Raw genomic sequence first — 20,198 nt, 5'->3', positions numbered from 1 at the left:
ATGAAGAACAAAAGCAGCCCTCAACCGGCTGCTTTACTTGGTTTTGCTAAAGAGGTGAAAGAATGGCGAAAAGGAATAAAAAAGCTTCAAAAAAAACGTCAGCCTGGAAAGAGCAATTAAGCTATGAGCTTGCCGGCCTTCTTTTGCTTGCTTTGACGATGCTTGCACTCGCCCGGATGGGTAAAGTGGGACTGGCTTTTGTTCAGTTTTTGAGATTTTTCAGCGGTGAATGGTACGGAGTGCTTCTCATCGGCACACTGGCTGTTTCAGTCTATTTAATTTGGAAACGCAAGACTCCTCCCGTTTTCGGAAAAAGGCTTGCAGGATTTTATTTGTTCTACCTATCCATGCTCATTCTTAGCCATCTGAAATTATTTTCTCTTCTCTCAAAACAGGGAAGATGGGCAGATACTTCTGTCATCAGGAATACATGGGAGATCTATTGGTCCCAGCTGTCTGGCAATTCACCAGCTGCTGATCTTGGAGGCGGGATGATTGGCTCCGTCGGTTTTGCGATGTTTCACTTTTTGTTCGGTGTACAGGGGTCTGCCGTGGTTCTTGTCTTCGTCATGATCATTTCTCTGATTCTCATCACAGGTAAATCTTTGTCCGGGGTTATTTCTAAAATCGCAGAGGCAGCAGGCCGCTTTATTTCTCATACATACGAATCTCTGCAAACGAAGGCAAAGGAATTAAAAAACAGCAGGAAACCATCCGAAAAAAGAGCAGCGAAAAAAGAGATGCCTCATCAGGATGCGCAAGAGGTACACAAAGCTTCTGACGAAGAGTATGAGCCGATTATTGAGGACTTTACGAGGAACCTTGACCGTGATGAGAGCTCTGCCGTACAGCTTAAATTCGGATCAAAAGATTTTCATGAAGAAGAACCGGACAGGCATGAACCCGAAGAAGCTGATCCTGCTGGATTGGCGGCAAGCTTCGTCCAAACAGAAGAACATAATGAAAACTATGCTCTTCCTTCCATGGACCTTTTGGTCAGGCCTTCTTCTACTGGGCAACATAAAGACAGGCAATATGCGGCTAGTAAAAGCAATGCCAAAAAGCTGGAGAAAACGTTTGAGAGCTTCGGCGTAAAAGCCCGAGTACTGAAAGTCCATCTTGGTCCGGCGGTCACAAAATACGAAGTGTATCCAGACGTGGGTGTGAAAGTAAGCAAGATCGTCAATTTAGCAGATGATATTGCACTGGCTCTTGCTGCCAAAGACATTAGGATCGAAGCCCCGATCCCGGGTAAATCTGCGGTCGGTATCGAGGTCCCTAACCAGGAGGTCGCTACCGTTACATTAAGGGAAGTACTTGAATCGAGCCAATATCAAAAACAGACATCCAGACTGGCTATCGGCCTTGGCCGGGACATTTCAGGGGAACCCATTTTCGCGGAACTTTCTAGAATGCCCCATCTTCTTGTTGCTGGTGCGACCGGGAGCGGGAAGAGTGTATGTATCAACGGCATTATCACAAGCATCCTGATGCGGGCAAAGCCTCATGAAGTCAAGATGATGATGATTGATCCCAAGATGGTTGAACTTAATGTGTACAATGGTGTTCCCCATCTCCTGGCACCCGTTGTTACAGAGCCGAAAAAAGCGGCACAAGCCTTAAAACGGGTAGTAAGTGAAATGGAACGGCGGTATGAACTGTTTTCCCACAGCGGAACGCGGAACATTGAAGGATACAATGAAAGCATAAAAAGGCAGAACAATGAAGGAGGAGCTAAACAGCCTTTCCTGCCTTACATCGTTGTCATTGTGGATGAATTGGCAGATTTGATGATGGTTGCCTCAGGAGATGTTGAGGATGCGATCATTCGCCTTGCCCAGATGGCCCGTGCTGCAGGAATCCATCTGATCATTGCTACACAGCGGCCATCCGTTGATGTAATTACGGGAATCATTAAAGCCAACATTCCTTCCCGCATCGCGTTCAGTGTTTCTTCACAGACGGATTCCAGAACGATACTGGATATGGGAGGTGCAGAAAAACTGCTTGGCCGGGGAGACATGCTTTTCCTCCCATCAGGTGCATCCAAGCCCACAAGGATCCAGGGAGCTTTTCTTTCGGATCAAGAAGTAGAAAAGATCGTTGAATTTGTTATTTCGCAGCAAAAAGCGCAATATCAGAAAGAGATGATTCCAACTGAGGAAGCTCAAGTTACGATGGAAGTGGAGGATGATCTGTTTCCTGAAGCGGTAAAACTCGTTGTAGACATGCAGACTGCATCAGTGTCCATGCTGCAGAGGCGATTCCGAATCGGATATTCCCGTGCAGCCAGACTGGTGGATGCGATGGAGGCTAAAGGGGTCATCGGCCCTTATGAAGGCAGCAAGCCGAGAGAAGTTCTGATGACATCTCTGCCGGAACAGAATCAAGCATCAAGCTCCTGACAAAACCCTTTCTTTGGGTTTTGTTTTTTCGCGGATTTATCTGAATAATGCATTTATTCCGGGTTTTAAAAAAATCTGTAAAAATAGTATTTATTTATACAGATAAAAATGATATATTTATGTCGATTATTTTAAATATTTGTCAAAAATTTTACACTGAAAAACAGTAAATTGTTATTGGTTTTGGTTGTCATAGAGGTGAATAACAACGTGTCCATTAAGACGGATCATCGTCTGCTGTATTTAAAGGTTATTGAGAAATTAAAAGCCGACATTGAGAACGGCACTTATGAAGAAGGCGAGAAACTCCCGTCAGAATTTGAGCTTTCGAAACAGTTGGGCATCAGCAGGGCTACACTCAGGGAAGCGCTGCGTATTCTCGAAGACGAAAACATTCTGATCAGGAAACATGGCGTAGGAACCTTTGTCAGGACCAGGGCACTCTTTTCTTCTGGAATTGAAGAACTCTTCAGTGTGACAGATATGATCGAGAGAGCCGGCAAGAAAGCATCCACCGTCTTCGTATCCTCTGTCGTGATTCCTGCAGTCGATGACTTGAAGAACAAGTTTAATCTGGCGGAAGGCGAAGAGATTAACGTTGTGGAACGCGTGAGAACAGCGGATGCTGAACCTGTCGTTTACTGCATCGATCATATTCCTGCGGGCTATATGCCGTCTGAATCACAGCATAAGTACCTCTCCATGCTTGAGATGCTGGAAAAAGAAGCTGGCAAGCGTGTCATGTATGCGGTGACAAACATAGAACCCCTCGGCTTCCATGAACGGATCTCGGAAATCCTGGAATGTCCGGAGGAAGCAGCGCTTCTCGTTTTAAAGCAGATGCACTATGATCAAAATGATGAGCCTGTTCTCTATTCCTGCAATTATTTCAGAGCTGATAAATTTAATTTTACAGTTGTAAGAAAGCGCTTGTAAGAAGTCAATCCATTATAGGGGGTGATGTGCTACACCGTAGTCCAATGTGTGTTACAAGTGTTATATGCATAAAAAATAGGGGGAAAAAGAATTGAAAAAGAGAACTGGAGTTTTATTAAGTCTTGCTTTAGCAGCCGGCACACTGCTTTCTGCCTGTGGAAAAGATGAAGGCGGAGGGTCAAACGAAGGCGGCAAAAAAGATGCATTTAAAGTGGCGATGGTAACCGACACTGGCGGTGTCGACGATAAATCCTTCAACCAATCAGCTTGGGAAGGTCTTCAAAAGTTCGGTAAAGATAACCATCTTAAAAAAGGTACAGATTTCAAATATCTTCAATCTACCTCTGCAAGTGATTATGCGCCTAACTTGAACTCGCTAGTCAGGGAAAAATTTGATCTTGTTTACGGAATCGGTTTTTTGATGGCAGAAGATATTAAAAAAGTAGCAAAGCAGCAGCCAAACGCACACCTTGCTCTTGTTGATATGGTTGTTCCTGAAAAGAACGTTGCGAGCATCACATTTAAAGAGCATGAGGGCTCATTCCTTGTTGGACTAATCGCAGGAATGCAAACGAAATCCAACAAAGTAGGTTTTGTCGGCGGCGTGGACAGTGAATTGATCAAAAAGTTTGAAAACGGATTTAAAGCCGGAGTTAAAACTGCGAATCCTAAAGCGGAAATTTTTGTTCAATATGCTGGTGACTTTAACAAAGCCGAAAAAGGACAAGCGATCGCTAACACGTTTTATGGCAAGGGTGCAGATATTATCTATCATGCAGCCGGAGGTACTGGTAAAGGGGTATTCACCGAAGCGAAAAACCGATCGAAGAATGGTAAAAAAGTTTGGGTTATCGGTGTTGACCGTGACCAATACGAAGAAGGATTGCCTGAGGATGTAACACTGACTTCCATGGTTAAGCGCGTTGACACAGCAGTTGATCAAGTTTCAAGGGATACTAAGGATGGAAAATTCCCTGGCGGAAAAGTGGTTGAATTTGGTCTTAACGAAGACGGTGTAGGTATTGCTCCTCACAAACAAAATGTAACGAAAGAAGCATTGGCAAAAGTGGATGAGTACAAAAAGAAAATCCAGGATGGAAGCGTAACAGTTCCTAAAACGGATAAAGAATTCAAAAAGTTTGAAGCAGATATGAAAAAGTAAATGCTAAAAGGAAGGGCTGGTATTCGTTTACTGGCCTTTATTTACGCAGTAAAAGGTTAGACTTCTGACTCCCTCTGCAGGATGAGGAAACAAGATTGCTAGGTTTATAGTTTGTCATAAGGGGTGAACACAATGGAGTATGTCATTGAGATGAGGAATATCCGCAAGGAATTCCCGGGCATCGTTGCCAATGACAATGTCACGCTGCAAGTAAGAAAAGGCAAGATTCATGCGCTGCTCGGTGAGAACGGTGCAGGAAAATCCACTTTGATGAATATCCTCTTCGGTTTGTATCAGCCGGAAGAGGGAGAGATCCGCGTTAAAGGCCAGAAGATTTCGATTACTGATCCAAATGTTGCGAACCGTTTGGGAATCGGTATGGTGCACCAGCATTTTATGCTTGTTGAAAACTTTACTGTAACAGAAAATATTATTCTTGGCAAAGAGATAACCACTGCTGGAAGGGTCGATTTGAAAAAAGCAGCGAAAGAAGTAAAGGCCTTATCTGACCGCTACGGCTTGCGGGTAGATCCAAACGCAAAGATCGAAAATATCTCCGTTGGCATGCAGCAGCGCGTCGAAATTTTGAAAACGCTGTACCGCGGAGCAGAAATTTTAATCTTTGACGAGCCGACCGCTGTATTGACGCCTCAAGAAATCCATGAGCTCATGGAGATTATGAAAAAACTGGTAGCAGAAGGGAAATCGATTATTCTAATCACCCATAAACTGAAAGAAATTATGGAAGCTTGCGACCGCTGTACAGTGATACGACGCGGAAGGGGTATTGGAACAGTTGATGTTGCAGAGACCAATCCGGATAAACTTGCGGCGATGATGGTCGGGCGCGAAGTCAATTTCAAGGTGGATAAAGAGGAAGCTGATCCAAAACAGGCCGTTCTGCAGATCAAAGACCTCGTCGTTGAAGATTCAAGGAAAGTGCCCGTTGTTGACGGATTAAACCTTGAGATCAAGGCGGGAGAAATTCTGGGGATCGCAGGGGTGGACGGAAACGGCCAGACCGAGCTTCTTGAAGCGATTACCGGTTTAAGAAAAGCGACAAGTGGAACCATCCAGCTCAACGGCAATGAGATCACGAACCTTAAACCAAGAAAAGTAACGGAATCCGGAGTGGGCCATATCCCTCAGGACCGACATAAGCATGGACTTGTCCTTGATTTTTCGATCGGTACGAACATGGTGCTGCAAACGTATTATCAACAGCCATTTTCTAAAAATAAAATTCTTAAATTTTCCGCAATTTTTGATAAAGCAAACAAGCTGATAAAAGAGTTTGATGTGAGAACGCCGAGTGAGCATACACTGGCCCGAGCATTATCTGGAGGAAACCAGCAGAAGGCGATTATTGCAAGGGAAGTGGACAGAAGTCCTGATTTTCTAATTGCAGCTCAGCCCACACGGGGCCTTGACGTCGGTGCTATTGAATTTATTCATTCCAAGCTGATACAGGAACGGGATAAAGGAAAGGCGGTTCTTCTCCTTTCTTTTGAACTGGATGAAGTCATGAATGTCAGCGACCGCATCGCCGTTATCTATGAAGGGAAAATCGTTGCGGTTGTGGATCCTAAACAAACGACCGAACAGGAACTTGGACTGCTCATGGCGGGCGGCAAGAAACAAAAAGCAGGTGAATTGCAATGAATGTAATGAAAGGCCGTTTATTTCATATTCTCGTCCCTGTCATATCCGTATTGTTAGGCCTGCTGATCGGCGGCATCATCATGCTGGTTTCTAACTATGATCCGATTCAAGCCTACTCAGCTTTGATCGGGGGCATCTTCGGTAATGGATACAATATCGGGGAGACGATTCGCGCGGCTTCACCGCTGATCCTCTCAGGACTTGCAGTGGCGTTTGCGTTTCGCACAGGGCTCTTCAATATCGGAGTGGAAGGGCAGCTGCTTGTCGGCTGGCTGGCATCCGTCTATGTCGGAATCCATTTTGATCTTCCTAAGATCATCCACCTTCCTTTAGCCGTAATCGCAGGCGCTTTAGCCGGTGCGCTATGGGGAGTGCTTCCTGGCATTCTGAAAGCCCGTTTTAAAGTTCACGAAGTTATTACGACCATTATGATGAACTATATTGCACTTTATGTGACCAACGCCATAATACGTGCCTATATGCTTGCCCCGGGTGAACGGACAAAAGATATAAAAGAATCAGCGTCCCTTGCTTCTCCTTGGCTTCAGCAGATGACAGATTTTTCCCGTTTGCATTATGGAATCCTCGTCGCTCTGATCGGTGCACTTTTCATGTGGTTTGTTCTATGGAAGACGACTACCGGCTATGAATTAAGAGCGGTCGGTTTCAACCAGCATGCTTCACAGTATGCCGGAATTAGTGTATCAAAAAATATTATTCTTGCCATGGCGATCTCAGGTGCTTTTGCTGGTGCAGCAGGTACGATGGAAGGCCTTGGAACCTATCAGTATATGACGATCAATAACGCTTTTACCGGAGTAGGGTTTGACGGGATTGCCGTTTCCTTGCTTGGAGCCAACGGGTCGATCGGGATCATCGTTGCCGCTCTTTTATTTGGAGGATTGAAAATTGGAGCTCTCACCATGCAATCTACTGCAGGAGTTCCGACTGAGCTTATTGGCATTGTTATCGCTCTGATCATCTTCTTTGTTGCGTCCAGCTATCTAATCCGCTGGCTCACCAACCGATTTACTAAAGGGGGTAAAATATAATGAGTTTCTTCGATATTCTTGCCCTTATAGTACCTGCTGCGATCGTTTCGGCAGCCCCCCTTATCCTTACTGCTTTGGGCGGAGTTTTCAGTGAACGTTCCGGGGTCGTAAATATCGGGCTAGAAGGACTTATGATGTTCGGCGCCTTTTTAGGGGCGATTTTTACCCACTACGGTGAACAATGGGGTCTTGGAGCGGCTTCTCCATGGATGAGTTTTGCAGTAGCTATCATTGGAGGTGCACTCTTTGCTGTTCCGCATGCAGTGGCAAGCATTTCATTGAAGGCGGATCAAGTCGTAAGCGGTGTGGCTCTTAACTTTTTAGCGGCTGGGCTTTCTATCTTTTTAACAAAAAAACTCTTTGACGCTGGACAGACTCCTGATATTCAGGAACGTATCGGCAAAGGTGACATTCCTGTGCTGTCTAAGATTCCAGTCATCGGAGACCTGTTTTTCTCCAATGCTTACTCTACTTCTTTCGTAGCGATTTTCCTGGCTTTTGTAGTATGGTACATTATCTACAAAACGCCGTTCGGCCTTCGTCTTCGTTCTGTCGGTGAACATCCGATGGCTGCAGATACGATGGGGATCAATGTTAATAAGACCCGTTACATCTCAGTTATTATCGGGGGAGCGTTTGCCGGTCTGGGCGGCGCCATCTATGTGGCATCAATCGCCGGAAACTTTACACAGTCTACCATTTCAGGACAGGGCTTTATGGCTCTTGCTGCGATGATCTTTGGTAAATGGCATCCGCTTGGGGCGATGGGAGCAGCGTTGTTCTTCGGTCTTGCCCAAAGTTTAAGTATCACAGGGGAACAGATTCCTCTTCTCAAGAATATTCCTGATGTTTATCTGCTGATCGCGCCTTATGTTCTTACCATTCTCGCTCTTGCAGGATTTGTTGGACGTGCAGACGCGCCTAAGGCATCCGGACAGCCTTACGAAAAAGGAAAAAGATAATTTACCGAACCTGCTTTTAGTTTCTGAAGCAGGTTTTTTTGTTTAAAGCAGGAAAAGTCATGATTCCTATGGAATGTGGGTACACTAGAAGGTATGATAAAACAATTTTGGAAAGGGAGGAAGCAAGATGACACTCGTAGACCATCAAGTGGCTGACTTGCCCGGCATTACCTTACATACGGTCGAAACCACTAAATATAAGACCACTTCCTTAATACTCCAGCTAAAGAGCCCGATTGTTGAGGAGGAGGTCACTAAAAGGGCACTGCTGCCTTTTGTTTTGCAGAGTGGAACGGAGAGATTTCCAAGCAGCAAAGAACTTCGTGAAGCTCTGGACAGCCTGTATGGAGCCACGCTGGGAGCCGATCTTTCGAAAAAGGGAGAATATCAAGTGATCACCCTGAGAATAGATGTGGCGAATGAAAAGTTTTTATCGGATAATACACCGCTGCTCGACAGGGCGTTTGAACTTTTGTCCGACGTACTTCTTAAGCCGGCAAAACAGGGGAATGCCTTTTTGTCTGAGATCGTACAGAAGGAAAAACGGTCGCTGAAGCAGCAGATCGAATCGATTTACGATGATAAAATGAGGTATGCCAACAAGCGTCTGATCGAGGAGATGTTTGAAGACGAGCCTTATCGTTTTAATGTATATGGAAGCGAAAAGGAAGTTGATGCCATTACTCCGGAAATTTTATACGACTATTATAACAAAGTGATTCAAGAAGACGAGATCCATCTGTACGCAGTTGGAGATGTGTCAAGAGAAGTTCTTAAGGATCTTACGGCAAAGCATTTCGTGTTTCCCAATGCCAAGACGGAGCCGAAGCGGATTTCTGCCACCGGAAAGCGCAGAGTCGATGAGGTCAAGGAGATTTTTGAAGAGCAGGAAGTTCAGCAAGGAAAGCTTCATATGGGATACCGGACATACATTACATACAGTGATCCGGATTACCTTCCTCTCCAAATATTCAACGGTGTTTTTGGCGGCTTCTCACATTCCAAGCTGTTCATGAACGTTCGTGAGAAAGAGAGCCTGGCTTACTATGCTGCTTCTCGTTTTGAGAGCCATAAAGGGATCATTTTTGTCATGTCCGGAATTGAAACCAATAATTATGAAAAAACAGTAAAAATCATCAATGAGCAATTAAAGGAGATCCAGAACGGCAACATAACGGATGCAGAGCTGGATCAGACAAAGGCAATGATCCGCAATCAGATCCTTGAGACAGTCGATGATTCCACCGGATTGGTAGAGGTTCTGTATCATGAGGTGGTCTCGCGCCATAAACGAAGCATCGAGGAATGGCTTGAAGGCATCGAGAATGTGACGAAAGAGCAAGTGGTCGGTGTCTCGAAAAAGATTGAACTTGATACGATCTATTTCTTAAAAGGGAGGGGCGATGCATAATATGGAACAGATTCATTTTAAACAGCTCAAAGAGACCCTTAACTTCAAGACACTTGATAACGGATTGAAAGTATTCGTGCTGGAGAAAAAGGACTTCAATAAAACATACGCTACGTTTACAACGAATTACGGATCTGTAGATAATCATTTCGTTCCTCTCGGAAAGAGTGAATCGGTCAAGGTACCGGACGGCATTGCCCATTTTCTCGAGCACAAACTATTTGAAAAAGAGCATGGAGACGTTTTTCAGGATTTCAGCAAACAGGGAGCATCGGCAAATGCCTTTACCACCTTTAAGCGAACCGCTTATTTGTTTTCCACGACAGGCGATGTTGAGAAGAACTTGACCACATTGATCGATTTCGTACAGGCGCCGTATTTCACTGAGAAAACGGTCGAAAAAGAAAAGGGAATCATCGGGCAGGAAATTCGAATGTATGATGACAATCCGGACTGGCGCGTATATTTTGGTCTGATTGCCAACATGTATCAAAAGCATCCGGTAGCCATCGATATAGCCGGAACAGTTGAATCGATCGCAAAAATTACGAAAGATGATCTTTATGAATGCTATGATACCTTCTATCATCCGAGCAATATGCTTCTCTTTATTGTAGGGCCGGTGGATGCTGAAAAGATCATGGAGCTTGTCGAGAAGAATCAGGCGGGCAAGGATTATAAAGACAAGCCTCCGATACAGCGTTTTTTTGATGAGGAACCTGCTCAGCCAGGCAAAAGAAAAGAAGTATTGAATATGCCGGTTCAAACACCGAAGTGCTATATGGGATATAAAGAGAAGCGTCCGGAAAGGGAAGGGAAAGAATTGCTCCTCCGTGAGCTCTCTGTTAATCTGCTGCTCGAAATGATGTTCGGCAAGAGCACAAAAAATTACGAGAAGCTCTATAATGAAGGGCTGATCGATCCTTCTTTTTCGTTTGACTATACAGAAGAACAGGGCTTTGGCTTCTCCATGATCGGAGGGGATACAACCGATCCTGATACATTTGCTGACACGATCTCACGAATGGTGGAGGAATTTAAAAAGCAAGATTTAAATCAGGACGACCTGGAACGAGCAAGAAAAAAGAAAATCGGCTCGTTTTTGCGGGCGTTGAACTCTCCTGAGTTTATCGCAAATCAGTTCACAAGATATGAATTTAACGGAATGAATCTTTTCGATGTGATTCCTACGTTTGAAGACTTAACCGCTGCACATCTTGAAGAAGCACTGCACGACCACTTCCAGGAGAGCCAGCTGACCATTTGCCAGGTAAAGAAAAAACAGTCATAATGGAGAAAAAAAACATCCCTGCCTTGCTGCAGGGATGTTTTTAAGCGGGTGAAAAACAGATGTCAGGATGGGTTTTAGTCACCGGTGCCAGCGGCGGAATTGGTTCGAGCATTTGCCGGACCCTTGCGATGGCCGGTTTCCACCTTATCATTCATTACAATAGAGGTGTTCAGGAAGCAAAGGACCTTCAGCAGGAGATCTCTGAAGCATTCGGAGTGGAGACATTATTGGTGCAGGCAGATTTATCAGATCCTGCAGGACCAGATCGCTTGCTCTCATCGCTCTTCATGCCGGTCGATGCGGTCATCCATAACAGTGCTAGTGCTTATTACGGGCTCCTGGCTGACATGGACAGCGAGATGGTCCAAAACATGATCCAGCTGAACTTAACGAGTCCGATCTTGATCACGAAACAGCTTCTGCCTTCTATGATGAGAAGAGGCAAAGGAAATATTATTGTCATCTCATCTGTCTGGGGTTCAGTAGGAGCTTCGTGTGAAGTCGTATATTCCGCTGTAAAAGGCGGACTGAATACATTCGTTAAAGCGTTAGCCAAAGAAGCAGCCCCTAACCGCATCAGGGTGAACGGCATCGCTCCGGGGGCGGTCAAGACTCGGATGATGGAAAATTTTACAGAGGAAGAATTGGGTATGCTGACCGACGAGATTCCTGAAGGCCGGCTTGCCCGCCCGGAAGAAATAGCCGAAATCGTGTCTTTCCTCTTGTCAGACCGTTCCTCCTACATAAATGGTCATATTATTTCTGCGACAGGCGGCTGGCATAATTGACGGCGAAGGGTGCAGGGGAAATATCCAATCACATGCATAATTCAAGTCCCTTCTTGAAATATTATAGAATGTACCATATTTTAAGGAGGAAAATAAATGTCTGTATTAGATAACTTTGGACAATGGAAGAATTTTCTCTCTGACCGTCTTGAGCATGCTCAAGGACAGGGGATGGACCAGTCAACCGTATCCAATCTTGCTACAGAAATCGGCGGCTATCTTGCTTCCCATGTTGATCCTAAAAACGCGGAAGAAAAAGTGCTTGCCGATCTTTGGAATGTTGCAAGCGATGACGAAAAGCATTCAATTGCCAACATGATGGTTAAATTAGTTCAGAACGACAAGGGACAACAGTAAATAAAAGGATGTTAAGAATTTTTCTTAACATCCTTTTATTTTTTCTTTCATAATAAATTGAAATCAGATATTATTAATTAATGAAGTGCGAAATTACTGATAAAATACAGGAAATAGGAAAGGGAGATGAAGAGTGGGCGAACAGGAATGGTATTTGGAATATGAAATCAATAAAAATCGTCCTGGTCTCCTTGGTGACATATCATCCCTTCTTGGAATGCTGGGCATCAATATTGTGACCATCAATGGCGTTGACAACGAAAGAAGAGGACTGCTTCTCATCGTCGACCGGCAGGAGAAAGTAGACCGCCTTCGCTCTATTTTACAATCGATGGATAATATTACAGTCACGAAATTCCGTAAACCAAAATTACGAGATATTCTCGCTGTCCGTCATGGACGTTATATACAACGGGACGCAGACGATAAAAAAACATTCAGATTTGTAAGAGATGAACTGGGGCTCCTTGTTGACTTTTTAGCCGAGCTGTATAAAGTCGAGGGCCATAAATTGATCGGCATCCGGGGGATGCCAAGGGTAGGGAAGACAGAATCAATCGTAGCATCAAGTGTTTGTGCCAGCAAAAAATGGGTGTTCATATCTTCTACGCTGCTGAAGCAAACGATTCGGACCCAGCTTGCGGACGATGAATACAGTACGGACAACGTCTATATTATTGACGGCATCGTGTCATCAAGGCGTTCAAACGAAAGGCACTGGCAGCTGGTCCGGGAAATCATGCGCCTTCCATCGGCGAAGGTCATCGAGCATCCAGACGTTTTTGTTCAGCAGACCGAATATACAATGGATGATTTTGATTACATTATTGAACTTAGAAACGAACCGAATGAAGAAATTACATATGAAGTAATAGAGACAGATGTAGGATTTTCCGCATTTGAATAACTTCAATTAGTGGAAGGTGGTAAATTTGACTGAATTAGGAAATTTCTTAAGGGAAAAAAGGGAAGAAAAAGGCCTTTCTCTTGAACAGCTTCAAACGGAAACGAAAATACAAAAACGCTACCTGCAGGCGATTGAAGATGGCCGATACGATATATTGCCGGGTTCCTTCTACGCCAGGGCGTTTATAAAAAATTACAGCGAAACGGTCGGGCTCGATTTTGAAGAAGTGTTTTCACAGTTTGAAAACGATATCCCTAAAGCAGAAAAAGAGCCGACTGAATTTGTACCCCGCTCTGAAAGAAATAAGCAGCCCCTCGACGGGAAGGACTCTGTTATTACCGTGTGGCTTCCTAAAGTGCTGATCATTGCTGTGATTCTTGCCCTTTTGATCAGTGTTTGGGCTTACCTGGCAAACAGGGGAAATGACGGAGCGGATTCCAAGGATGCCAATAAGCCAGCCAGTGTAGAGCTCGACAAGAGCAAGAATGCTGCAAATACAGACAAGAAAAAGGATTCAATTGCGGAAAAACCAGGGAATGATACTCCTAAGAAGCCGGAAGAGCCAAAAAAGAAAGAATTCGCTCTGACAAAGCAGGCTACACAGGGAATCACGACTACATATGAACTAAGCAAAGCAGAGGATTTTAAAATCGCCTTTAAAATGGACGGGCCAGTATACATGGATGTGAAAGCGGACAACAAAATCATGGCCAGCAAAATGTTTAAGAAAGGTGACACTGCCAGCTATGACTTATCAGGCAAAAAAGAAGTAGAACTGAATATTGGCGCCGCCAATTTTGCGAAAATGACGATTAATGGTAAACCGTTCTCTTACCCGATTCCGCCTGTTAAGAGTGGTATTCACCAAAGAATCGTCATTAAAAACACGGCTTCCGGCAAACAATAACAAACGTAAAGTGCCGTGTAATGGTTGTCAAAATTGGAGGAAATAATATGAACTTGCCTAATAAAATTACAATTTCACGAATTTTTCTTATTCCTGTATTCATGATTGTTCTGCTTGCCCCTTTTGATTGGGGACACGTGACCTGGCTGGATGTGGACATCCCGGTCACTCATTTGGCAGCGGCCTTGATTTTCATTGTTGCTTCCTGTACTGACTGGGTAGACGGATATTATGCACGTAAGCTTAACCTCGTCACGAATTTCGGAAAGTTTTTAGACCCTCTGGCGGACAAACTGCTTGTAACCGCTGCATTCGTAGCACTCGTTGAAGTCGGCTATGCTCCGGCATGGATGGTCATTATTATTCTGAGCAGGGAGTTTGCGGTGACAGGCATCCGCCTCGTTGCAGCGGCTGAAGGTGCTGTGATCGCAGCAAGCCAGATGGGCAAATTGAAAACTTGGATTCAGATCATCGCCATCTCCGCCCTTTTATTGCATAATATACCATTCGAGTGGATCGGCATTCCGTTCGCTGAGATCAGCCTATGGGCTGCTACGCTCATCACTCTTTATTCAGGGTGGGAATATTTTATTCAAAACAAAGAAGTTATGCTAAAATCAAAATAACAGCATGAACAGGAGAGGAACTCTCCTGTTTTTTTTCATCAAATTAAACAAAAGTTTAACAATATACATATTGGAGGAATACACAAATGAATGCAGAAATCATTGCTGTTGGGAGCGAGCTTTTACTCGGTCAGATTGCAAACACGAATGCTAAATTCATCTCTTCTGAATTGGCAGATCTCGGGATCAATGTCTTCTATCATTCTGTAGTGGGCGATAATCCCCGCCGTCTGGAATCGGTCATCCGCACCGCACAGAGCCGTTCAGACCTCCTTATCTTTACCGGCGGGCTTGGACCGACGAAAGACGACCTTACCAAAGAAACCATCGCCTCCGTTCTGGGAAGGGCCCTTGTCTATGATCAGGAGGCAATGGACCATATTGAGATGTATTTCAAAAGAACGGGCAGGGCTATGACGGAGAACAATAGAAAACAGGCGCTTGTTCTAGAAGGCTGTGAAGTTTTGCCGAACAGACACGGAATGGCTCCGGGAATGGCTCTGAATACAGACGGCCTCACCTATATTCTGCTTCCTGGACCTCCGAAAGAGATGCAGCCGATGTTCACCCATTTTGCGGCACCCTATCTTTCAGGCAGACTGCCGGGCAAGGAACCAATCGTATCCCGTGTTCTTCGGTTCTTTGGAATAGGTGAATCGCTCCTTGAGGCTACACTGGAGGATATTATTGATGAGCAGAGTAATCCCACCGTGGCCCCTCTTGCCGGAAATCATGAGGTGACACTCAGACTCTCCGCAAAATTTAAGGATGTTAACACTGCTGAGGAGCAGCTTGATGTGCTGGAAGGTAAAATCCGTGAGCGAGTAGGAAAATATTTGTATGGCTACGGTGATGATACGCTGCATAAAGCAGCTGCTGAAGTGCTGAAAGAGAGGAAGCTGTCCGTTTCTTCTGCTGAGAGCCTTACCGGCGGATGGTTTGGAAAACAGTTGACCGACCTGCCGGGAAGCTCTGAAATATTTAAAGGTTCTGTTGTTTGCTATACCAATGAGATAAAAGAACAGATCCTGGGTGTTTCTCATGAATTGCTTTCATCCGAGGGTGCTGTAAGCGAGGGTTGTGCGAAACAGATGGCTGAAAATGTGCGCAGGCTGACTGGAAGCAACATCGGCATCAGCTTTACAGGGGTAGCCGGGCCTGGGCCGAGTGAAAACAAGGACGCCGGCACCGTTTATATCGGGCTGGCCGATTCCTCAGGCACAGAGGTCTTTCCTCTTTCACTATCGGGGTCAAGGACATCAGTCAGAGAGAGGTCCGTCTTGTATGGAATGTTCTACTTATTGTCAAAGGTCAAAAAAGGTCAATAAAAAAACGAATAAATGTTCGCAAAAAGATTGGCAAACAGTAAAAAAAGAAGTAAAATAGAGCTATAGGAAACGACATCATAATGTACTTACATGTGCAATGATATAAATTTGAGGAGTGATTACATGAGCGACCGCAAAGCGGCATTGGAAATGGCCTTGCGCCAGATTGAAAAGCAATTCGGAAAAGGATCCATCATGAAACTTGGCGAGCAGGCTGAACAGAGAGTTTCAACGATCTCCAGCGGCTCCCTTGCACTTGATATCGCACTTGGCGTAGGCGGATATCCAAGAGGGCGTATCATCGAAGTATACGGGCCAGAATCATCAGGTAAGACGACAGTCGCTCTGCATGCGATTGCAGAAGTGCAGAAGAACGGCGGACAAGCTGCATTCATTGATGCAGAGCATGCGCTCGATCCTGTTTATGCCCAAAAGCTTGGCGTAAACATTGATGAGCTCCTTTTATCTCAGCCGGATACAGGCGAACAGGCTCTTGAGATCGCTGAAGCCCTCGTCCGAAGCGGTGCAGTGGATATTCTGATCATTGACTCCGTAGCGGCTCTGGTTCCTAAAGCAGAAATTGAAGGAGAGATGGGGGACTCTCACGTAGGCCTTCAGGCAAGGCTGATGTCCCAAGCGTTAAGAAAACTTTCCGGAGCGATCAGCAAATCAAAAACCATCGCAGTCTTCATTAACCAGATCCGTGAAAAAGTCGGTGTTATGTTCGGGAACCCCGAAACTACCCCGGGTGGACGTGCCTTAAAATTCTATTCTTCTGTCCGTCTGGAAGTCCGCCGTGCTGAAACCTTGAAACAGGGCACGGATATGGTAGGTAATAAAACAAGAATCAAAGTTGTGAAAAATAAAGTGGCTCCTCCTTTCAAACAAGCTGAAGTAGACATCATGTATGGCGAAGGAATCTCCCGGGAAGGGGAAATCCTTGATATCGGCTCTGACATTGACATCGTTCAAAAAAGCGGTTCCTGGTATTCCTTTGAAGGAGACCGCCTTGGCCAGGGCAGAGAGAATTCCAAACAATTCCTGAAAGAAAACGAGGAAGTGGCAGAGGAGATCATAACTCAAATAAGAAACTATTATCGCCTCGGTGAAGAAGTCAATGCTCCGGATCCTGCCCAACAGGAAGAAGAGTTTGAATTAACCGAATAGCATCTGAAACCGTACATAGAAATTATGTACGGTTTTTTTGGGGATAAAAAAGATTTCTTTCATCCGCGGCTACCAAGCCGATGGAAACGGTTTTCCCGCTGATCCTGAAGAAAAGAGAAAACAGGAGCCAAGGCGGCTGTACGGTCTGGTTGTAGGAATGATTTCCTTTGATTGGATATAAATAAAACTTGCCAATTTTGAAAGTAAGATTTATCATAGATAATTTGACATCTCTTGACATAACGTGCTGTCCTTTATAAAATGGAGATATACTTTGATTTCATCTGAAATTAAAAGATATAACCTGAAATGAGAATGGCATGACTTGTGCACAACACTTTGTTACACGAATGATGCTTATGACCCAGTAAAAAAAGTAGATAGCAAGAGGAGGTGGAAACATGGAAAACATGATTGTCTTCATCTCCAGTTTGCTTGTCTCAGCAGGTGTCGGTGCAGTTGTCGGATATCTTGTTAGGAAAAAAATCGCCGAAGCTAAAATTTCGAGCGCGGAAAATGCTGCTGCTCAAATCGTTGAAGAAGCTAAGCGAGATGGTGAAGCGAGCAAGAAGGAAGCGCTGCTTGAAGCCAAGGATGAAATCCATAAGCTAAGAACAGAAGCAGAGCGCGACATTCGTGAACGCAGAAATGAGCTTCAGAGACAAGAACAACGATTGGTACAAAAAGAAGAGATTCTAGACAGGAAAAGTGAAACTCTTGATAAAAAAGAGGAATCATTGGAGAAACGTGAGGAATCTCTCACCAAAAAACAACGACAAATTGAAGAGATTGAAAGCAAAGTGGAGGAGCTGCTCCGAGAGCAGCAAAGGGAATTGGAACGCATATCCGGCTTTACGCGTGAAGAAGCTAAGCTGATCATCATGAGCGAAGTGGAAAACGAAGTTTCACATGAAATGGCTATGATGGTAAAGGATATGGAAAATCGCGCCAAGGAAGAAGCGGATAAGAAAGCAAAAGAAATTCTTTCTCTCGCTATTCAGCGTTGCGCGGCTGACCACGTTGCTGAAACGACAGTTTCTGTAGTGAATTTGCCAAATGATGAGATGAAGGGCCGGATTATCGGACGTGAAGGACGAAATATCCGTACGCTTGAAACGCTTACAGGTATTGATTTGATCATTGATGATACGCCTGAGGCCGTTATACTTTCTGGTTTTGATCCGATCCGACGGGAAATCGCCCGCATGGCGCTTGATAAGCTCGTTCAGGACGGCAGGATTCATCCAGCTAGAATCGAAGAGATGGTTGAAAAATCTCGCCGTGAAGTGGACGAATATATCAGAGAGGTCGGTGAACAGACTACTTTTGAAGTAGGAGTTCATGGGCTGCATCCAGATTTGATCAAAATTCTGGGGCGCTTAAAGTATCGTACAAGCTATGGACAGAATGTATTGAAGCATTCGATGGAAGTAGCGTACCTCGCAGGCTTGATGGCAGCAGAAATTGGAGAAGATGTTCATTTGGCCCGCCGTGCCGGATTGCTTCATGACATCGGAAAAGCGATCGACCATGAAGTCGAAGGCAGCCACGTCGATATCGGAGTGGAATTGGCAACCAAGTATAAGGAACATCCGGTCGTGATCAATTCAATTGCCTCCCATCACGGAGATACCGAACCAACTTCAATTATCGCTACTCTTGTTGCTGCCGCAGATGCGTTATCTGCAGCAAGGCCGGGAGCGAGACGTGAAACACTGGAAACGTATATCCGACGGCTGGAAAAACTCGAAGAGATTTCTGAGTCGTTTGACGGTGTGGAAAAATCTTTTGCCATCCAGGCAGGTAGAGAGATCCGGATCATGGTTAAACCAGATTTGATTGATGATTTAGCTTCTTACCGTTTAGCGCGGGATATTACGAAGAAAATTGAAAGTGAACTGGATTACCCAGGACATATTAAAGTAACAGTCATTCGGGAAACAAGAGCTGTTGAGTACGCAAAATAAAGTGGTGTATACCACTTTATTTTGTTTTTATACAGAATGTAGTAAAAAGGAGTTCTTCATGAAGATTTTATTTGTAGGGGACGTCGTCGGTTCTCCAGGAAGAAAAATGATCGATACCTATTTGCCCAAGTTAAAACGCAAATATCAGCCGCTTGTTACCATTGTGAACGGAGAGAACGCTGCGCATGGCAGAGGAATTACCGGAAAGATCGTAAAAGGAATTTTTGAAGCCGGAGCACAGGCAATCACACTTGGAAATCACGCATGGGACAATAGGGAAATTTTTGAAATCATCGATAGCACCCCCCAATTGGTAAGGCCGGCAAACTTTCCGGCTGGAACGCCAGGCAGCGGATCAGCGATCTTAAAGATGAATCAACTGGAAATCGGCATTATCAATTTACAGGGCCGAACATTTCTTCCGCCTCTGGACTGCCCTTTTGAAAAAGCTGAACAGCTGGTAGAAGAGATGCGTAAGAGGACGCCGGTCATCTTTGTCGATTTTCATGCCGAAGCAACCAGTGAAAAGCAGGCGATGGGCTGGTTCCTTGACGGCAAAGTTACAGCCGTTGTCGGTACACACACCCATGTACAGACTGCAGATCAGCGAATCCTGCCACAAGGGACCGCATACTTGACGGATGTTGGCATGACAGGTCCGTATGACGGGATATTAGGGATGGATCGTGAAGCGGTATTAAAAAAGTTTCTTACCAGTTTACCGGTAAGGTTTGAAGTTTCTTCCGGGAGGGAACAGTTAAGTGGCGTCTTAATAGAGTGTGATCCTGCAACTGGAAAAGCCAAAAGTATCAAGACCATTTTGATTAACGACGACCACCCGTTTTTTGAATAAAATACATTTTAGTTTCACATTTTATGGCTTGCCGGGCTTCATATGTAAACTTTTCCATACTGCAGGAATACGGGCTCTTACCAATGAATATAGTAAAATGGGTATCATATCTCTAAGGAGGTACAAATTAATGGAAATATTAAAAGTTTCAGCAAAATCCAACCCTAATTCTGTAGCTGGTGCACTCGCCGGAGTTCTTCGTGAAAGAGGAGGAGCTGAAATTCAAGCTATTGGGGCGGGTGCATTAAACCAAGCCGTTAAGGCAGTAGCAATCGCACGAGGATTTGTAGCGCCTAGCGGAGTTGACCTCATTTGTATTCCTGCGTTCACTGATATTTTAATTGATGGAGAAGAAAGAACGGCGATCAAGCTGATTGTTGAACCTCGTTAAGTTAAAGACTATAAGCTGCCTGTTTG

General features: G+C 44.8%; 18 protein-coding genes. All 18 read left to right on the top strand.

The features are described 5' to 3' along the window. Window positions 1-62: 62 nt before the first annotated feature. The 18 genes from QYF49_RS10285 (at window position 63) to spoVS (ending at window position 20,172) form a co-directional block, all read left to right on the top strand. A complete protein-coding gene (locus QYF49_RS10285) occupies window positions 63-2,405 on the top strand; it encodes an FtsK/SpoIIIE family DNA translocase (RefSeq protein ID WP_290399507.1) in 2,343 nt (780 codons plus the stop codon). A 210-nt stretch (window positions 2,406-2,615) separates the two neighbouring features. Continuing rightward, window positions 2,616-3,341 carry a GntR family transcriptional regulator gene (locus tag QYF49_RS10280; protein ID WP_290399506.1) on the top strand — a complete coding sequence of 242 codons (726 nt, stop codon included), beginning with the start codon at window positions 2,616-2,618 and terminating at the stop codon, window positions 3,339-3,341. A gap of 91 nt (window positions 3,342-3,432) precedes the next feature. Then, a complete protein-coding gene (locus QYF49_RS10275) occupies window positions 3,433-4,503 on the top strand; it encodes a BMP family lipoprotein (RefSeq protein ID WP_290399505.1) in 1,071 nt (356 codons plus the stop codon). Window positions 4,504-4,635: 132 nt separating this feature from the next. Next, the gene (locus QYF49_RS10270; RefSeq protein WP_290399504.1) at window positions 4,636-6,165 is read left to right on the top strand and encodes an ABC transporter ATP-binding protein; all 1,530 of its coding nucleotides are present in this window, start codon (window positions 4,636-4,638) and stop codon (window positions 6,163-6,165) included. Between the two features lie 5 nt (window positions 6,166-6,170). Beyond that, a complete protein-coding gene (locus QYF49_RS10265) occupies window positions 6,171-7,217 on the top strand; it encodes an ABC transporter permease (protein WP_290400416.1) in 1,047 nt (348 codons plus the stop codon). After that, window positions 7,217-8,179 carry an ABC transporter permease gene (locus tag QYF49_RS10260; protein WP_290399503.1) on the top strand — a complete coding sequence of 321 codons (963 nt, stop codon included), beginning with the start codon at window positions 7,217-7,219 and terminating at the stop codon, window positions 8,177-8,179. Before QYF49_RS10265 ends, QYF49_RS10260 begins: the two co-directional genes overlap by 1 nt. A 127-nt stretch (window positions 8,180-8,306) precedes the next feature. Further along, window positions 8,307-9,590, top strand: coding sequence for an EF-P 5-aminopentanol modification-associated protein YfmF (gene yfmF / locus QYF49_RS10255; RefSeq protein WP_290399502.1), 1,284 nt, complete (start codon window positions 8,307-8,309; stop codon window positions 9,588-9,590). 1 nt (window position 9,591) lies between these two features. Next, window positions 9,592-10,881, top strand: coding sequence for an EF-P 5-aminopentanol modification-associated protein YfmH (gene yfmH, locus QYF49_RS10250; RefSeq protein ID WP_290400415.1), 1,290 nt, complete (start codon window positions 9,592-9,594; stop codon window positions 10,879-10,881). Between the two features lie 59 nt (window positions 10,882-10,940). Continuing rightward, window positions 10,941-11,669 carry an elongation factor P 5-aminopentanone reductase gene (gene ymfI / locus QYF49_RS10245; RefSeq protein ID WP_290399501.1) on the top strand — a complete coding sequence of 243 codons (729 nt, stop codon included), beginning with the start codon at window positions 10,941-10,943 and terminating at the stop codon, window positions 11,667-11,669. Between the two features lie 96 nt (window positions 11,670-11,765). Continuing rightward, window positions 11,766-12,026: a DUF3243 domain-containing protein gene (locus QYF49_RS10240; RefSeq protein WP_290399500.1), complete on the top strand. Its 261-nt coding sequence runs from the start codon at window positions 11,766-11,768 to the stop codon at window positions 12,024-12,026. A gap of 133 nt (window positions 12,027-12,159) precedes the next feature. After that, window positions 12,160-12,933: a DUF3388 domain-containing protein gene (locus QYF49_RS10235; protein WP_290399499.1), complete on the top strand. Its 774-nt coding sequence runs from the start codon at window positions 12,160-12,162 to the stop codon at window positions 12,931-12,933. A gap of 25 nt (window positions 12,934-12,958) precedes the next feature. Then, window positions 12,959-13,840, top strand: coding sequence for a helix-turn-helix domain-containing protein (locus QYF49_RS10230; RefSeq protein WP_290399498.1), 882 nt, complete (start codon window positions 12,959-12,961; stop codon window positions 13,838-13,840). 47 nt (window positions 13,841-13,887) lie between these two features. Beyond that, complete coding sequence (gene pgsA, locus QYF49_RS10225) at window positions 13,888-14,466, top strand: CDP-diacylglycerol--glycerol-3-phosphate 3-phosphatidyltransferase (protein WP_290399497.1); 579 nt, start codon at window positions 13,888-13,890, stop codon at window positions 14,464-14,466. Between the two features lie 86 nt (window positions 14,467-14,552). Then, window positions 14,553-15,794 (top strand): competence/damage-inducible protein A, encoded by a 1,242-nt coding sequence (locus QYF49_RS10220; RefSeq protein WP_290399496.1) that lies wholly within the window; start codon window positions 14,553-14,555, stop codon window positions 15,792-15,794. Window positions 15,795-15,917: 123 nt separating this feature from the next. After that, window positions 15,918-16,961, top strand: a complete 1,044-nt coding sequence (recA, locus tag QYF49_RS10215; RefSeq protein WP_290399495.1) for a recombinase RecA — start codon at window positions 15,918-15,920, stop codon at window positions 16,959-16,961. 401 nt (window positions 16,962-17,362) lie between these two features. Then, complete coding sequence (gene rny / locus QYF49_RS10210; RefSeq protein WP_290399494.1) at window positions 17,363-18,928, top strand: ribonuclease Y; 1,566 nt, start codon at window positions 17,363-17,365, stop codon at window positions 18,926-18,928. 58 nt (window positions 18,929-18,986) lie between these two features. After that, window positions 18,987-19,781 carry a TIGR00282 family metallophosphoesterase gene (locus tag QYF49_RS10205; protein ID WP_290399493.1) on the top strand — a complete coding sequence of 265 codons (795 nt, stop codon included), beginning with the start codon at window positions 18,987-18,989 and terminating at the stop codon, window positions 19,779-19,781. Window positions 19,782-19,911: 130 nt separating this feature from the next. After that, the gene (gene spoVS, locus QYF49_RS10200) at window positions 19,912-20,172 is read left to right on the top strand and encodes a stage V sporulation protein SpoVS (RefSeq protein WP_010193268.1); all 261 of its coding nucleotides are present in this window, start codon (window positions 19,912-19,914) and stop codon (window positions 20,170-20,172) included. Window positions 20,173-20,198 lie beyond the last annotated feature (26 nt).

The organism is Fictibacillus terranigra, assembly GCF_030412265.1.
GTDB classification, from domain to species: Bacteria; Bacillota; Bacilli; order Bacillales; family Fictibacillaceae; genus Fictibacillus_C; species Fictibacillus_C terrinigri.
Note: the sequence above shows the minus strand (reverse complement) of the source record. Positions and strands in the feature narration are given on the sequence as shown.